This window comes from Parabacteroides sp. AM08-6 (assembly GCF_003473295.1).
Classification (GTDB): Bacteria; Bacteroidota; Bacteroidia; order Bacteroidales; family Tannerellaceae; genus Parabacteroides.
Genome location: NZ_QRMP01000004.1, coordinates 165,993 through 183,865, shown reverse-complemented (window position 1 = coordinate 183,865; position 17,873 = coordinate 165,993). Strand labels below are relative to the sequence as shown.

At 45.6% G+C, this 17,873-nt stretch carries 11 protein-coding genes; 3 read left to right on the top strand and 8 right to left on the bottom strand.

Translation table 11 applies throughout. From position 1 onward, the window contains the following. The first annotated feature begins 45 nt into the window (after positions 1-45). Positions 46-9,744 carry a LamG-like jellyroll fold domain-containing protein gene (locus DW103_RS05420; protein WP_233545614.1) on the top strand — a complete coding sequence of 3,233 codons (9,699 nt, stop codon included), beginning with the start codon at positions 46-48 and terminating at the stop codon, positions 9,742-9,744. A gap of 18 nt (positions 9,745-9,762) precedes the next feature. Further along, a complete protein-coding gene (locus DW103_RS05415; RefSeq protein WP_122274651.1) occupies positions 9,763-10,563 on the top strand; it encodes a hypothetical protein in 801 nt (266 codons plus the stop codon). Positions 10,564-10,639: 76 nt separating this feature from the next. Here the strand turns inward: DW103_RS05415 and DW103_RS05410 are convergent, their stop codons facing one another. Continuing rightward, entirely contained in the window at positions 10,640-12,037 is a 1,398-nt protein-coding gene (locus tag DW103_RS05410) for a sodium:alanine symporter family protein (protein WP_122274650.1), read from the bottom strand. Between the two features lie 180 nt (positions 12,038-12,217). Between DW103_RS05410 and DW103_RS05405 the strand changes: the two genes are divergently transcribed. Then, positions 12,218-12,724 carry a flavin reductase family protein gene (locus DW103_RS05405; RefSeq protein WP_122274649.1) on the top strand — a complete coding sequence of 169 codons (507 nt, stop codon included), beginning with the start codon at positions 12,218-12,220 and terminating at the stop codon, positions 12,722-12,724. A gap of 12 nt (positions 12,725-12,736) precedes the next feature. Here DW103_RS05405 and DW103_RS05400 read toward each other — a convergent pair whose 3' ends face one another. From DW103_RS05400 to DW103_RS05375, 7 genes are all read right to left on the bottom strand, one after another. After that, complete coding sequence (locus tag DW103_RS05400) at positions 12,737-13,501, bottom strand: AAA family ATPase (RefSeq protein WP_122274648.1); 765 nt, start codon at positions 13,499-13,501, stop codon at positions 12,737-12,739. Between the two features lie 208 nt (positions 13,502-13,709). After that, positions 13,710-14,459 (bottom strand): helix-hairpin-helix domain-containing protein, encoded by a 750-nt coding sequence (locus tag DW103_RS05395; protein ID WP_122274647.1) that lies wholly within the window; start codon positions 14,457-14,459, stop codon positions 13,710-13,712. A gap of 17 nt (positions 14,460-14,476) precedes the next feature. Beyond that, positions 14,477-14,812 (bottom strand): type II toxin-antitoxin system RelE/ParE family toxin, encoded by a 336-nt coding sequence (locus DW103_RS05390; RefSeq protein WP_122274646.1) that lies wholly within the window; start codon positions 14,810-14,812, stop codon positions 14,477-14,479. Further along, positions 14,785-14,952, bottom strand: coding sequence for a hypothetical protein (locus DW103_RS18095; protein WP_158576673.1), 168 nt, complete (start codon positions 14,950-14,952; stop codon positions 14,785-14,787). The genes DW103_RS05390 and DW103_RS18095 overlap by 28 nt, the downstream gene beginning before the upstream one ends. A gap of 85 nt (positions 14,953-15,037) precedes the next feature. Then, positions 15,038-16,408, bottom strand: a complete 1,371-nt coding sequence (locus DW103_RS05385) for a sodium-dependent transporter (RefSeq protein ID WP_122274645.1) — start codon at positions 16,406-16,408, stop codon at positions 15,038-15,040. 50 nt (positions 16,409-16,458) lie between these two features. Continuing rightward, a complete protein-coding gene (locus DW103_RS05380; protein ID WP_122274644.1) occupies positions 16,459-17,112 on the bottom strand; it encodes an ABC transporter ATP-binding protein in 654 nt (217 codons plus the stop codon). Between the two features lies 1 nt (position 17,113). After that, on the bottom strand, positions 17,114-17,839 hold the full coding sequence (locus tag DW103_RS05375; protein ID WP_122274643.1) for a ThiF family adenylyltransferase: 726 nt from the start codon (positions 17,837-17,839) through the stop codon (positions 17,114-17,116). Positions 17,840-17,873: the final 34 nt, after the last annotated feature.

Below are 17,873 nucleotides of genomic sequence, written 5' to 3'. Positions count from 1 at the left end.
TATTTAAGCATATATAATTGAGAGTGTATGAACAAAGATTTACTTATGAAAAGAGGCCTATGGCCGAAAAAGAAAAGGGGATGGCTGAATTTGAAGTGGTTGTTCTTGTTGACATTTATGTTTTTAAGTGTGAAAGAGGCGAAAGCGGAAGGGCTAGAAGGAGCTTCTGTCGAAATGTCTACAAATGGCCTCAGTGAGGGGTATTTGGAGTTTAAACTTCCGTTTTATGACGACCAAAGTAGTGATGACCATGCGGAGAATGCAACGTTAAAGATTGGAGATATTCCTGTTTTCACTTTTAGTTCGTGGGATCAAAACAATAACGATGCAATTTTCGATCTTCACGCCAAGGCTGAGAATGGTTGGCATGTGGTTGTAAAATCAAGGGAAGGAGAACGGAAAATGGGCTCTGATTGGTCGGGTACGCTTACCTTCAACAGAGATGGAAGCCGTTTTACTTATTTAAATGTTATTGTTTATATAAAACCGGAATATGAAGGACGAGAGTTGACATTTTCAGTGTCGATTCCATGTGATCGATACAATGATGGGCATGGTATTATCTATACGGTTCAGAAAACCTTTAGCAGCGTAACCGCTCCTAGATATGAGCTACATGATGTTAAAGCTATGCTGTCAAACCAAGCCGGGAAATATGATGTCACTTATACGGCTAGTAAGAGGCCGGTTAACGTGAAATGGGGCAACGGAGGCTGGCAGAGTACCAGCCAAATGTCCGGGACGTCACAAGTCGATGTCACTGACGAGGCAGAGACATACTCCGTAGGTTTAAGTTATCAGTATAATAAGTATCAGACAGTAGAAAAAGAGCAAAAAGTCACTTTGCCCGCTTTTCATAAGGCTTTGAAATTTAATGCTGTTGATGCTGAGAATGGAAATACGAAGCTGACATGGAAAGTTGCAGACACAGGGAGAAAAAATTGTCAAAATGGTGACCAGTTTGAAGTGCAACGAGCGATGGACAATCAGTTCTCGTCCCCTGTAGCAGTCGGTACGGTTAAATTTGATGAAGAGAAGGACCCAGACCAATTATACGAATTAACAGACCCAACTGGGCAAGAGAACCTGAACGGCACGGTTTACTACCGTATCCGCCGCTCCAAACAACCGGCTTGGGACTGGAATTGGGTGCAGGAATGTACGATTGAGAAGTCGATGTCCCACCAAGGTATAAAAGAGTTGAAAGCGCAAGATGTCACGACCTCTTTTGAAGAGGGTATAAAAGTGAAAGTCGCTTGGAAGTTGAATGAGTTAGGTAAGAATGTTGTTTGGACCAATGGCGCGAAAATCGTAATCCGGCAGGTGAATGCAACTCAAAACAATCAGACGACTTTTACGTATGAGTTGGATAAGAATGATAAGTCGATTCAGACAGATGCTGATGGCTATTCTTATATTATCGATAAGGAAATTTATGCTACTTGTATGGAGTATAAGTATTTTGCCTATGTTAAACCGGGTAATAAGAAATATGACAATCAGGTAGAGATAGAAGCCGATTATAATTCGGTACCGATTAAACCTGTTTTATTTGGAGGAGTGGAAAGCTTGGTTGTATCGAAAGGTTATTTCCCGGATCGGGTGGATTTAGCCTGGACAACGGATGGAAATCCGATTTCACGTTTCTCCGTTGAACGGCGTTTGTATGATGTAGGCAATACGGGAAAGTTTGCATCGATTGGGACTGTGGAAAATGTAGAAGGGCAAAGGGATTATAGATTCTCCGAAACTACGGCTAATCCGGGTGATATATATGAATACCGTATTATGGCATTGACGGATTGTGCAGGCGAAGTAAAACAAAAACCTTCAGCTATTGTTCGCGGTTTCCGCAGCCCGACCGGTATTGTCAGCGGACGCATCACCTATAGCTATGGGGATGCCGTACCCGGTGTCGATGTCATATTATCCAGCAAAGACCTGTTGGCCGGGCAAAGTATACTGTTTACCGGTGATGCCAGCAGCTATCTTGAAACGGATGAAACCGTGGATATGCCGGCCAACTTTACGGTTCAGGCTTATGTGAAGCCGACGAAAGCAAAGCAGGACGCCATAATTATCAGCGCAGGCTGCTACAGTCTGGGGCTTCAAGGTGGTAAACCAGCCTTTAAAGCGAAAGGAAATGCTGAATGGACAGTAGCCGATACGGTCCTTTCGACGAACAGTTTTACCCAGCTGACGGCCATGTACGATGGCACCAGCTTCAATATATATGTAGGTGGCGAGCTGAAGAAATCTCATGCTGCGACCAGTAGTTTGGTCGATACCCCCAGCCCGGCTAAAGTAACAATCGGTAAAAGCTATGCCGGCTATATCGATGAAATACGCCTCTGGAATAAAGGTCTCTCTGATATAGAAGTAGGGCAGACCTACAACCGTCTCCTAGCCGGTAACGAATCGGGCTTGATGGCTTACTGGCGCTTGAACGACTTGGTGACGGATGAATTTTATGATATTTCCTATTCGAAGGCAGACTACAATGCCCACCATGGTAAAATACATAATGCGACGTTGGAGACCGGCTCTGAAGATTACCCGACACCCGGTCAGTTGGCCCTGCGTGGCGTAACCGATGCCTCGGGTAATTATTCCGTCAGTGGTATCCCTTACCAAGGAAATGGTACAGCTTATACATTGACACCTACCCATCCGATTTTCTCTTTCTCGCCAACCATGCAAAATGTAACAATTGGTCCGGATGCTGTTACGATGTCGAATATCAACTTTGAGAATAAAACAGCAGTCAAAATCGAGGGATGTGTCTTTTTCGAAAATAGTAGTATTCCGGTCGTAGGAGCTACTTTTGAAGTGAATGGACAGGCTGTTGTCAGTAATGGCGAGTTTGTGAAGAGTGCTGCCGACGGTAAATTTGCATTCAGCGTACCGGTCGGTCAACAGACAGTACGGGTAGTGAAAGCTAATCATACGTTCAAGAACAATGGTCTTTTGCTCGACTCGAAAGGTATTAACCTGAATTATCAGGACAATATGACCGATGTCCGCTTCTGGGATCAGACGAAAGTCAAGCTGATTGGACGTATGGCCGGGGGTACGGTGGAGGAGGACAAACCTCTCGGCTTCTCTCTCTCGAAAAACAATTTGGGCGACAGTCCCACGTTGGTTCTGGAGCTGGAAGGAGATGCTTCTTCGGAAATCTACGACAAGGATGCCGTTTATAAAGACGGTGTGATAGATAAGAATGCTCCGGAAAAGTTGGATAGCATGATAGTGCATTGGAACGAGAAGCATATAAATGGTGTTAGCTATCAACAACAACGAATCGTGATTACCCCGGATGCCGAAACCGGCGAATACGAGGCTTGGCTTTATCCTGTAAAATATAAGGTGACACAGGCTATGGCCACAGGTTGGGATGGTTTATTACCAGACGCAACTCCTATTGTGAATTTGGAGAATGTTTTTACCGAACAGGTATCGGAATATACGGACGAAAAGGAAGGACAGACGTATCGCCTTTCCTACAACGAAAAGTATTTGCTTATTAAACGTGTTCAACCGACCATCAGTTACAAACAGGGGAATGCTTTTGGTGCGACAACTGAATATTTCGGCTTACCGACGTATCTTATTCCTCATCTCGATGGCAGTAGGCCTGACACCTTGAAACTCTATGATAAGGCAACAAAGAAATATCTGTTCGGACAAGACGAGGAACATCCCGACGGTTTGCCAATCTTTAGTGTCGGTTCCTGGGGCTTGCATATTGAAGCCACAGAAGATTATACTTACAACGGTAATGCTGCCGATGCGGAGTCGAAGGTAGACCGTGTACCGACGCAGGGTGGAGATGTCTCCATTTCCAACAGCTTCCATTCGACAGCCGCTACACAAGAAGCTAAACTCGATAGTAACGGAAAGTTGTATATTAAAGTGGGTATGGATAAACCGATATTTGCTTCTAATATGTTAGGTAGTCTGGATATTGCAGTAAAGATTGACGGTCAGACCTATACCGCTCCACAACTACAAGGTTATCTGATTGGTTCGGACAATGGGGATGGTACCGACTTTGTTACAGCCGGACCGATTACTCTGTTGAACATTTTGCGCGACCCTCCCGGAAGTGCCAGTTACAGTTGGTGGGAGAGTGGACAGACTTATTCCTACACCAATACATCCGGTCGTGGGTTTACAAATGCCGGTTCGGAAGCTGAAGTCTTCATGTTCGGTGTGGAAGTAAAGACTGGAGTCGGTGTGGGAGCTTTCACCTTGTTGGAATCAGATTCGCAGAATACTGTAACAGCTTCTGTCAATCACGAAGAGTCGACTAATCATCCGGAAGCGAAGACAATGACTGTGACAATGAATTCACATTACCAGACTAGCGATGATGCATTGAACGTTGGTTCGGCTGCCGATGTGTTTATAGGTTATTCCAATAATATATTCTATGGTCCGGTCAAGTCCGTTGGTATAATGGATGATGCAGCTTATAATGGTTTAGGAGATAAGAATAAGGAGAGCTATCAAGAGGTTAAGGTCGATGGTAAGATTTATCATATTTGCTCAAGTATGAACCTGAGTGTGGCGACTTCTGCTTCAACATTGTTCTCTTATCCGAAGGTACATATCGAAGAGAAAGTGATTCCCGGATTGGAAGAGTTACGTAATAATCTGTTGTTGCTTAAGAGTGAGTTCAGCGAAACACAGGCACAGGCGATGGCTAATACGCAAGGACGTGTTATCTATCTTTCCATGCTCGATAAGGATGATGAAAACTTCGGTTCGAATAATACCAACGGAACATCCAATGGCAATAGTTATAAAGCATTTATTCCGGCCGGAGGATTAAAAGAGGAAGTAGTCGATGAGACACTTTGGGGGGAAACAATTCAAGTGAGGAATGGTACACCCGACTCTGTTTACATGTATAATAGTTCCATTGCGGAATGGATACGTGTGTTGAAGCAGAACGAAGACGAGAAGTTGGCTGCTATTAAGGCCGCCGATTATGTGGACAGGAACCGTTCGTTCCACGCCTCTGCTCCGGTCGAATATTCAGAAGAGTATTCTGTGGCAAAAGAAACCGGATATACTTATTCCTTTATGGCTACAGCTGGTGCGGCTGTCCAAGTCGGTTTCCAAGTGAATGGTACAGGTTTCCAGACACAAATAGACCAGCAGTTCGGCGGAACCGGCGACTTTGAGCAGAATGCCGGTGAAGAGAATACGGCTGCTGCCGGATTTGTGCTGGCGGATGAAGGGGATTTCGATTACATCAGTGTGGATGTACTCCGCTCTGCTCCGGTGGATACGACTTTCAAGAATAAATGGAAGAATATGTATGATGATTTGAAAGATGAGGACTATGTGGAGGTGGCTCCGGATAAGATGAAGGCAATACAATATGGTAACTTTGTCTTCCGTACAAGAGGAGGTGCAACTGCTTGTCCGTACGAACCGGCTGAATATACGCAATACCAGGATGGTAACCAGCAATTGCTGAATGATGCCACTTTACAGATTGAATGTCCGAGCTTGGATGTGGATAAACCGGTTGTGACGAATGTCCCTTCCGATCAGGCGGCTGTATTCAATCTGAAACTGATGAACGACTCGAAAGTGGCAGGGGCTACAGCTATTTTCACGATTGCCATAGTAGATGCTGCTAATCAGAAAGGAGCGAAATTTTCCATCGACGGGGTTCCGTTGGGTGAAGGTCGTGGCATAGAAGTTCCTTATGGGGAAGTATTGAATAAGGTCCTGGAAGTGCGACGCGGTACAGAGTATGACTATGAGGACTTGGCGTTGGTACTGAAATCGCAATGCCAGTCGGATCCAACCGACTATCAGGCGGATATAGCAGATACAGTGTATATCTCGGCTCATTTTATTCCGTCATCCAGCGACATCAGTATTAAGAATCCGACGGACAAATGGACTTTGAATACACAAGCTTCGTTAGACTCTGTGTCAGGCAAATATTACATGCCGTTGACGATAGATGGGTTTGATGTGAATTTTACCGGTTTCGACCATATCGAAATACAATACAAACCTTCTTCCGGTTCCGATAAAGACTGGACGAACATCTGTAGTTTCTTCAACGACTCTGTTCCGTATAAAGCGGCTTCCGGTGAAAAAGCAATGATTGAAGGGGCTACTATCAATACCCGTTTCTATGGAGCCGAAGACCAGAAGTATGATATACGAGCTGTAACGTTCAGTAAAGTGGGGAACGATTTTGTGACGAAATCATCTCCGATTATCTCCGGCGTGAAGGATACAAAACGGCCTGTCGTGTTTGGCAATATCCAGCCGGCTGACGGGGTATTGGGTATTGAAGACGAAATCCGTCTGAACTTCAACGAAGAGATTGCTGAAGGTTATATGACGGATGTAAAGAACTTCCAGGTTACGGCAGTACGTAATGGTTCGAATGGCGACCATAGTACATCGCTTACCTTCAACGGAGCATCTGCTTATCTGGCGACCCAGGCTGAACGCAATCTGAAGGAAAAGGATATAACAGTCGAAATGTGGGTATTGCCCGCCGTTCTGGGACAGGAAATGACTTTGTTCAGTCATGGTACGGAAACGGATATGTTTGAACTGGCTATCGGTGCTGACAATTCTGTCAAAGTACGAATAGGCGGAAGTGAGTATGCCTCTAAACCGCAGAATTTCAAAACAACCGATTGGGCTCATGTGGCGATGACCTATAAGGCTTCCAATAACCAACTATCTGCCTACTTCGGCGGACAGGAAGTGATTACCGGAGTACAAGTTGCGAAACCAAATACCTCTATGGGACCGATGCAGTTCGGACGTAGTATCCGGGGCAATCAGTATTTTGCCGGAAAGATGCACGAAGCAAGGGTGTGGAATGCTGTTGTAAGCTCATCGGACTTAATGGCGAATAAACTGACTATTTATACCGGAAAGGAAGCGGGCATGCTTGCCTACTACCCAATGAACGATGGCAAAGGAGACCGGGTGAGCGACAAAGCACAGGGCGCCACAGCTTGGATTTATGGAGCTGAATGGAGTACGCTTGCCGGAATGTCTGTTGCCTTTAAGGGTGAGGATGCTTTGGCTCTCGACTTTTCCAGATTGGCTCTGACTGATGCGCAGGATTATACCCTTGAATTCTGGTTCAAGGCTAAGAGTGGGCAGAAAAATGCGGCATTAGTCTCCAACGGGAAAGGTGTAGAGGCGGAAAGTAACGGAAATACGAACAAAGTATTTGTCGGTTTCAATGACGAAGGGCGGTTGGTTTTCCGCAACAATAGCCACGAGAAAATCCTGTCCGGAAACTGGAACGATGATAACTGGCATCATTTTGCCATCGCTGTAAACCGGAATGCAGGGAATGCACAGATATTTATGGATGGTGCGTTGAATACCTATTTTGATGCCGGCAAACTGGGAGGATTCTCCGGAACGCAACTCTATTTGGGAGCACGTCACTGGATGGAAGCAACACAGGCGGTAGAACATACGGATATGTACCTGAACGGTCAGATTGATGAACTTCGTTTGTGGAATATGGCATTGCCGTCTACCGTCATCAACAAGAATTATAATGTGTGTCCGAAGGGTACGGAAATGGGCTTGATGCTTTATATGCCGTTCAGTAAGTACATCATAAATAGTGCGAATGTACAGGAAATGGTCTTTAGCGGAGACGATTTAGTGACAGACTCTACTTTGGTTGTAAAGGGCAGTGAACTTGCTTCGGAAGAGAAAGCGCCTGTACGGGCCAAGGGACCGGAAGTGTTTATTCCGTTTACTTTTGTAGTAAATAAAGATGCTTTGGTTATCAATCTCATGGATACACCGGAGGCTTTGGAGAAAACGACTGTCAACTTTACGGTAAAAGATGTAAGTGATTTGAATGGAAACTTGATGCAGAGTCCGGTGACTTGGAGCGCTTATGTCAATCGCAACCAATTGAAGTGGAGTCAGTCGTCGGTATTGAAAGAGAAGAAACTATATGCTTCGATGAACTTTACGGTCGATGTCGAAAATCAAGGAGGTACGGAAAAGAACTTCACCATTGAAGGACTTCCTGCTTGGTTGCATGCAGAACCGGAATACGGAACAATCGATCCGCTAGGACGACAAACTATCCTCTTTACTGTGGACGAGGGTACGAACGTCGGCCGCTACGATGAAGTTGTTTATGTGAAGGGTGACAATAATGTATCGGAAGCATTACCTGTTACTTTAAAAGTATTCGATGAACAACCGGATTGGACTGTCGACCCGGCTAACTTCAGATACAGCATGAACATCTATGGGAAATTACGTGTAAACAAACTCTTTTCAACGGATGCCGAAGATATGATTGCCGTATTCGATGGTGGTCGCTGTGTAGGTGTTGCAAACAATCAGTACACCGATAGGAATGACATGTGGTATGTATTCCTGACAGTCTACGGCAATGAATTGATATCCGGAACTCCTTTGGAATTCCGTGTATGGGATGCCAGTACCGGAACTGTATATAATGCATTCTGTGAACCGGATATTCTTTTCGAAGATAATGGTATTAAAGGCACTGCATCTTCTCCGATTATTTTTGATGCTGAAGAGCGGGTGGTACAAAACATCGACCTGATGGAAGGCTGGAACTGGGTTTCATTCGGTGTCAAACCCGATGCGCCGGATTTGGCGACAGTCATGAAAAACTCGATGTTGATAGGGGACGAACAGGTGAAAGACGAAGCATTCGGTTCGTTTGCCGCTTACGATAGAGCTTCCGGTAAATGGATAGGCAATGATATTAGCTTCGATAACAAACACATGTATCTGGTTGAGTCGTCGGTTGCACAAAAGCTTTCCATATCAGGTATTGCTATCAAAGAAAAAGCAGATATGACAATCCCGGTGGCTAAGAAGTGGAATTATATCAGCTATTTACCACTTGTCAACTTACCGTTGGAAGAGGCATTGTCCGGTTATTCTGCTAAAGAAGGCGATATTGTCAAATCGCAAAATGCATTCTCTATGTATGGAACGAAGACTGGATGGTTAGGTAACCTGACCTATATGGAACCGGGAAAAGGATATATGTTATTGAATAACGGAGATTCCACTTCATTGGTTTATCCGAGTATGCAAGGTGGAAACGGAACGAAGAGCAGTGGACTTGTGACACGTGCAGGTAGTACTTTGGAAGTTCCGGTCTATACGGATACCCGTTTTGAAGCAAACATGTCGGTTGTGGCAACGGTTGCCAACAGTCTTCCGGTTCGTCCTGGCGACAAATTGTTGGCGTATGTCGGCGGAGAGTTACGCGGGGCGGCTTTGCAAACGGAGAACCCGAATGACGGTACACCGCTGTATTTCGTTACAATAGGTGGTGAAGGAAATGAGTCTGTATCCTTTGCCCTCGAACGTAATGGCGAAATTATTGCCGAGACATCCCCGATGATGGATTATCGTTCCAATCATATACAGGGAAATATCGAACAACCCATAGTTCTTGATTTTGTGAACGACCTTCAGATTTCCATCTATCCCAATCCGTTTGAACATGAGTTAAACTTCATGTTGAATACGGAACCGGGCGACAAAGTAGAAATCTTATTGTATAATATGATTGGACGCCTTGTTTACCGCCATGGGGAAGTTGCAACTGCCGGTGGTTATTTGAACCACCGTTGGGAATGTACGGAGGATGCAGCCAATACGGTTTATATGGCTGTAGTGGTGGTCAACGGACAGAAACATGTGTATAAAATAAGGAAGAAGTAATTTAATCAGTACGAAAGAATGAGAAAGATTATCAATTATGTAATACTACTAACAGTTTCCACTCTTTTGTGGAACTGTAAGTCGGAAGAACCGGGGCCTCAGGTGGTCCCGGAACCGACCACTTGGGAACTTAATCTGGTCGAGAATGAACCTCAGCCTTCTTGGGAACCGCCTGCAAGCGGTGTTTACCAGTTCAGCATGACGGCTATTATCCGTTTATCCGACTTTCTGGAGACGTATGCGGATGCCGGCGATGAAATATCCGCCTTTGTTGGCGACGAGTGCCGGGGAATAACAAAAGGAATAGATACGAATGGTAGGAGTTTGTATTTTCTTCATATCCGTGGTAATTCGCCGGAGAAACAACGGGTGACACTGAAATATTACAGTGTAAGGAATAAGAAAACTTATGTTTGCCGGGATTTATTGGAGTTTACTCAAAATGGGACATACGGGAAAGCTTCCGAACCAGCTATCCCTCCTTTTGAAGAATCCGGTAAGTATCCGGAAGTGATGACTGCTGTTGTCGCTTTAACGGAACCGCTTCCGTTCGACAGTCGGGATAAGGACCTGCTGGCCGCATTTGTAGGAGATGAATGCCGGGGTGTCGGAGAAGCAAAAGTCGTAGAAGGCAAGAAAGTGTATATGTTTGAAATACGGGGAAAGAAAGAGGAAAAGTCTTCCGTATATTTCCAGTATTATAGTTTCCAGACGAGCGGTATCTATAAGGCATCGGAGACTTTCTCTTTTAGCAAAGATGGAAGTAATGGAAACGAAGGAGAACCGTTTATGCTCTCACTGCAACCGGTAATAGAATAGGTGTGATATATTAAGTATCTTTGTAAGAAGGCCATGGATAAAGAATTATCTGTGGCCTTTTTTGGATAGATGCTATTTACCAACATTCTGCTTTCCCTTTTAGCTGCGGGATGCGTTCTTTGTCAAATACCGGGCTTTTGATGCCATTGCGTTTCTGCGCCAGGTAATCGTTCAGGAGCAGGAAAGCTTGTTTGCTGAGTAGGGAAATAGCAACCAGGTTACAAATGGTCATCAATGCCATCATGATGTCTGCCAGGCTCCAGGCCAGTTCGAGAGTAGCCAACGCTCCAAAAAGGACCATTCCTCCGACCAGCAGGCGGTAAAGGTAAAGAACGCTTTTCTTACTTGTGATGTAACGTATGTTTGCTTCTCCATAATAATAATTACCGATGATACTGCTGAAAGCAAAAAGAAGAATGGCGATTGCCACAAAAATACCTCCGGCGTTTCCTATTTCGTTTGTCAGCGCATGTTGCGTCAGTTGTACACCATTCACCGAGCCATCCAACGGAGCGCCGCTGAAGAGGATGATAAAAGCCGTACAAGTACAAATCACCAAGGTATCGGTAAAGACACCTAATGTTTGTATCAATCCTTGCTTCACCGGATGAGAGACCGAGGCTGTTGCCGCTACATTCGGAGCCGAGCCCATACCGGCCTCGTTGCTGAACAGTCCCCGCTTGATACCTTGCATCAATGCTGCACCGGCAGTTCCGCCTAATGCCTGTTCCCAACCGAAAGCACTGCTTACAATCAGCTTGATAACGCCGGGGAGTTCCGTGATATTAAAAAGCACAATCCCCAATGCCAACGCTATATATCCCAACGCCATAATCGGGACAATCACACTACTCACCTTTGCAATCCGTTGGATGCCTCCGAAAATGATAGCCAGTGTCAATACCATTAATATCGTTCCCATTACTGCCGGGCTGACACCAAACGACCCTTGCAATGCTGCACAAATCGTATTACTTTGTACCGAATTGAATGCGAATCCGAATGTTATCGATATCAGGACGGCAAACAAAATACCCATCCATTCCAACCCCAATCCCTTCTTCATATAATAGGCGGGACCTCCGACAAAAGAGTCGTTCCCCTTTGTCTTGTATAACTGGGCTAACGTAGACTCGACAAATGCGCTTGAGGCACCTAATAATGCAATTATCCACATCCAGAAAACAGCTCCCGGGCCGCCTACCGCAATGGCTGTGGCTACTCCTGCCAGATTTCCTGTTCCCACGCGGCTGGCCAGTGATACGGCGAAAGCCTGGAAGGAGGAGATATGTTTTTCTCCATCATGTTTCCCCGTGGAGTCACCGAGCAACCGGACCATTTCGCCTATCATCCGGAACTGTACGAACCTTGTCTTCAGTGTAAACCAGGCAGCACAGCCAAGTAGCATAATTATCAATACGTACGACCATAAAACATCATTCGCCGTACTAATCCAGTTGTTCAGTATTTCCATCAAATATTTTTATGCTTTTGATTATTATTTGTGTATGATTGTCTTTACAAAGATAGCGATTCCGGACAAAATCTTTCCGTTATGCCCTGACTTTGTTGCGGAGGATTTTATCTCTTGTCCGGATGTTGTGGCAAATGAGATTAATCCTTATCTTTGAATAACAATAAAGACAGAAAGAATATGAAAGCAATCGAACCAAGTCTGATAAAAGACAATTTCATCGAGATTATAAGTAAAGAGTGGATGTTGGTAAGTGCCGGCGACAAAGACAAGTTTAATATGATGACAGCCAGCTGGGGAGGAGTCGGCTATTTGTGGAACAAGCCGGTTGTATTCGTCTTCATCCGCCCGGAACGTTATACACGTGAATTTGTGGATGCAAAGGGGAGTTTCACCCTTTCTTTCCTGGGGGAAGAACATAAGACGGCGCATAAAATCTGTGGAAGTAAGTCCGGCCGCGATATCGATAAAGTGGCTGCAACAGGCCTGACTCCCTATTTTACCGCCGACGGTAACCCCTGCTTTGAGGAGTCGCGTCTGACCTTAGAGTGTAAAACCCTTTATACGACGAAGATGGAAAAGGAGAGCTTTGTCGACCCTGACTTATGCGAGAAATGGTACAACGCACAGTCCGGTAACCTGCACAATGTGTATGTAGCCGAGATTGTGAATGCTTGGATAAAATAGCAGTTCGGGCGGTTAGGCAAACAAATCCCGCAACATCTGCTCCGTATGCGTCAGGAAGTATTTTGTGAGTTGGTAATGCTCCGTTTCCTCATACGGTGTGATGCGTGCACCTTCTTCATCAATCAGATAGATTTCGGCTCCGGGATAGGCCATGAGGATGGGGGAATGAGTGGAGATGATAAGTTGACATTGCCGGTCCACAAGTTCCTTCATTCTGACCAACAATGCCAATTGCCGCTGTGGGGAAAGGGCGGCTTCCGGTTCATCCAATATATACAGCATGTTCCGTCCGCCGTAATGCAGGAAAGTATTGAGAAAACTCTCTCCGTGCGATTGTTCCAACAGTCGTCGTCCGCCATACTGCCCCATCGTGTAATCCCGTCCGTAATTTAGAATATCTTTCATCGATTTATTGTCCAGTTCGCGGGCAAAGTCGAAGAAGGATTCTGCGCGGAAGAAGAAATGATTGTCCGGTTTGTGTTCTTCTTTCAGATGAATATTGTCGGGGAGTACGTTCGCATACATTTTGAGTCCTTCCCGCCCGTCGTTCAGCATTCCCCGTTCATCCTCATCATGCGTTTCATATCTGAACATGACGGCTTCCAGCAGAGTCGATTTCCCGATACCGTTTTCGCCTACCAGAAAGGTGACGGGCTTGTTGAATACAATCGATTCGAGATGACGGACTGCTGCCGCACGGTAAGGATACTTCAATTCCTCTACCGGTCCTTCTACCAGTTCCGGGTTGTTCAGCTTGATTTGCTTGAGATATATCATGGGACGATGTATGTTTACGAACAAATATAGATATAAAATAATTATAAATGTCTTTTCTCTGTCATCTTGTTGTAATGCCAAGCTTGTTCCTTTGTCAATGAAATGATGAAATTCTGTTAATTAATACACACTGCTTCGTTTTTTTTAATAACTGATTTACATGTTTGAGCTTTATGTCCCAGTGATGAGGCGTAAAGCTTTTGACGTATTACCGGAACGACAGGTAAGGGCGTAGCCGTTCTTTGTCACCGTCGTTAAATTCTTCTATTAGTTGCAGGTTCTCCCATCCGGAGAGCCTGCTTTTTTGTTTGCGGAGTTGTTCGATAGCCCGGGCTTGCCGGTAACTGATGTAGGGATGACGGTTGAGGGAATCGGCAGGCAAACGGTTGACGGGAAGCTGTTGCATATAGACCGTATCGACCGTGAACCACTTTTTGAGCGACTGATAGCGTGTTTCATCGATACCATACACCTCTTGCAGTTGTTCTACAGTGTAGAAGCCACCTAACAATTTCCTGTATTTCACGATACGTCGGGCGAAAGTACTACCGATGCCCGGAACTTTCTTCAGGCTTGCGGTATCGGCTGTGTTTAGCTCGATTAGGGTTCCTTCGGGATACTTTTCAACCGTTGGATATGCTTTATAGGGTGTGCCTTTCTTCCCTATAGGGTAGCGGGAATTACCTTTAAGGGTAGAATTTTTACCCTTAAAGGTCGATTTGTTTCCTTCGGAAGAAACAGAAGTTCCCTTCGGATGAAATTCTGTTTTCTTTCGGGAGGAAATATTCTTTCTTCCGGATGAATCCGGAGGGGAGAGCGTAGGGGAATATTCCGGAGTAGGCGAAGCTGGGTCTTCAGTCACCAACAGGATAATCCAAGAGGCCGTAATCAGGCAAAGGAGCAGTGTCAAGGCTCGTCGTTCGCCTTTGGAGAAGTAGAGAAGGTCGCGCCAGTTCATAGTTAATGAATACAGTATTACAGTTTGATATTTCTTCTTCTTTTAATGTGTGATATGCTTTCCCGATAAGATACAATATCGAGGATTTCGATTTGAGTAGCCGTAATGCGATATAAAATAAAGTGTGCAGGGAGTATAATCGTACGGTATCTCCTGTCTTTTGTTGATAGGTATCTACATTCCGGATGAGCTAAATATCTAAGGGGGAGTTTGTCTACTTCTTCATAGATAAGGCTTTCATATTTTAAGGCTTGAAGGAAGCCGAATTGTTCTACGCCATATTCAAATATATTTTTTATTGATTCATAGAACAGGTCTGCTATTCTTATAGGCCGTATTTTTGCATCTTCCATTCTTGCATCTTCTGCTTGAACTCGTCAATCGTGTAGAATGGTCCTTGTTCTGCTTGGTGAACACGCGACATAAACTCCTCTTTTGTCATGTTGAGACCGGGAAGTAATACTTTCTTTTTTCGGTTGGTTTTGATTTCCATAAGGCGAATGTTTTTATTGAAAATGAATACTAGTATGCAAAGATAGAAGTTCCTCGCTGATAAGCAAGGAACTTCCTGATTTATTTTAGAATAGCTTGATGAGCTTGTTGATAAGACCCAGTTCGTTGAGGAAGATGAGGCCGATGGCTACCGGTGCGATATATTTCATGAAGAAAGCATAGGTGTTGAAGAAATGGAAAGGGATGGAACCCTCATTGGTCAACTCCGCTTTCAGTATTTTCCGGTCAACGCGCGTGCCGACAAAGATACAAATAAGCATACCTCCGAGCGGTAGCATGATTTTGGCTGTCAGGTAATCCAGTGCATCAAAGAATACCATGCCGCAGATGGTGAAATCTTTTAATACACCGAAAGAGAGCGAGCTGAGTATTCCTAATATCAGCACACCGCCCGAAACAAACCAAGCTGCCTTTTTTCTCGAAATATGATATTCTTCATGCACGTACGCGGTAGAAACTTCGTGCAAGGAAATCGTCGAGGTCAGTGCCGCCAGTGCCAGCAACACAAAGAAGACGGCAGACCAAAGCCAACCAAGCGGCAACTGTTCGAACACGTTCGGTAATGTGATAAATACCAGTTCGGGGCCGGCTGTCGGAGCAATCCCGAAGCTGAATACGGCCGGGAATATCATCACACCGGCCAATATCGCTACCAGTGTGTCCAGTATCGTAACCTGCAAAGCTGTGCTTTGGAGATTTGTGTCCTTCTTGAAGTAGGAGGAGTAGGTAATCAGGCAGCCCATCCCGATACTCAACGAGAAGAATGCTTGTCCCATGGCACTGAGCACGACCGACGAGGTTATCTTCTCAAAATCCGGATGGAACAGGAATACAAGTCCTTTCTCCGCATTCGGCAATGTCACGGAGCGGATGCAGAGAGCTATCAGGATAAAAAATAACAAAGGCATCATCACTTTCGAAGCTCGTTCGATACCTTTTTTTACTCCGGAGATGATAATGATATGTGTCAGGGCGATGAACGCAATGGTCCAGCCTATAGGACTGACGATGCTGGAGGAGAATTGTTCGAAATCCAGTTTGAAGTCGGCAGCCGTTTTGCCGCTCAGCGTTCCGCTGAAGGCTTGTACGATGTAGTCGAGTGTCCATCCAGCCACTACGGAATAGAAGCCCAATATCAGGAAAGCCGCCACTACGCCGTTATATCCGATAAAGCTCCATCTCGTGCCAGGTGCCATCATCTTGAAGGCTCCGGCAGCGTTCCGGCGTGAATAACGGCCGATAAAGAACTCGGTAATCATCACGGGTAAACCCAAAAGCAGGATACAAATGATATAAATAAGCAGGAAAGCCGCTCCTCCGTTTGCTCCGACCATATAAGGAAAACGCCAGATATTGCCAAGGCCTACGGCACATCCCACTGTTGCCAGGATGACTCCGATTTTGCTGCCAAAGGTTGCTCTGTTTGAATGATTCATTTGAATTGTGGATTAGAAATTATGACTTGTAAACGAATACTCGACGGCTGTCAGTTTTCGACAATACCGTCTTTGATATGGATAACCCGGTCTGTGTTGGCTGCCAGTTTCTCATCATGTGTGACGATAACGAAAGTCTGGTGCATCTGGTTGCGGAGGTCGAAGAAAAGGGCATGCAGCTCTTCCTTGTTCCGGGTATCCAGACTACCGGACGGTTCGTCGGCCAGAATGACGGATGGCCTGTTTATCAGGGCGCGGGCTACGGCGACGCGTTGTTTCTCGCCACCCGAAAGCTCATTGGGTTTGTGCGACATACGGTCCGTCAGTTTCAGGAAGTCCAGTATCTCTTTGGCACGCTTTTCGGCATCGACAGGCTTTTCGCGGGCTATCAGGGCGGGTATCATCACATTCTCCAGTGCCGTGAACTCCGGTAAGAGCTGGTGGAACTGAAAAACGAAGCCTATATGTTTGTTCCGAAAAGCCGCAAGCTTTTCTTCCGAAAGCCTTACGGTTTCTGTCCCATTTATGTACAGCTTTCCGCTGTCCGGTTTATCCAATGTGCCGATAATCTGCAGCAAGGTTGTCTTGCCTGCTCCGCTCGGGCCGACAATGGCTACGATTTCGCCTTCTTCGACGGTAAGGTTGATACCTTTCAGCACTTGCAGGGAGCCGAAGCTCTTGGTTATATTTTCTGTTTGTATCATGTCAGTTGTCCGTTGTCAAATGATTAATTACGTACGAAGCCAGATAGCATCCGAAAAGAGCCGGCATATAGGATACGGTTCCGGTGGTAGTCCTTTTGCATTGCTCGTTGTCCACTTCGATGACGGCATCAGGATTAGCCATTTCGGTGGAGAATACTACCGGAATTCCCTTGTTGACGCCTAGTCCGCGGAGACGTTTGCGTACCGCTTTGGCCAAGGCGCAATTGCAGGTCTTCGAAATATCTGCAATCTTCACCTGCGAAGGGTCTGTCTTAGCCCCGGCTCCCATAGAGGAAACAACGGGGATGCCCTTTTGCAGCGCATGGTAGAGCAGGAAGACCTTCGGGCTGAGGGAGTCGATAGCGTCGACAACAAAATCGTATCGGGTAGCCGACAGTATCTCTTCCGTCCGTTCGTCACGCAAGAATTCGTTGACAACTGTCAGCTTCAGACGTGGGTTGATGTCCAACAGACGGAGAGCCATCACTTCCGCTTTGGGCATTCCCAAAGTGGAATGCAAGGCCGGAAGTTGCCGGTTGATATTGCTTTCGTTTACCGTATCGGCATCTACAATCGTCATGTGTCCTACACCTGCCCGGCATATCTGCTCGGCAGCATAAGCACCAACACCGCCCAATCCTACTACCAGCACATGGCTGTGTGCCAGTTGTTCCATCCGGTCAGCACCTAATAGAAGCTCTGTCCGTGTGTTCCAGTTGTAACTCATTCATATAAATTTGACTACAAAAGTAATAAATCAA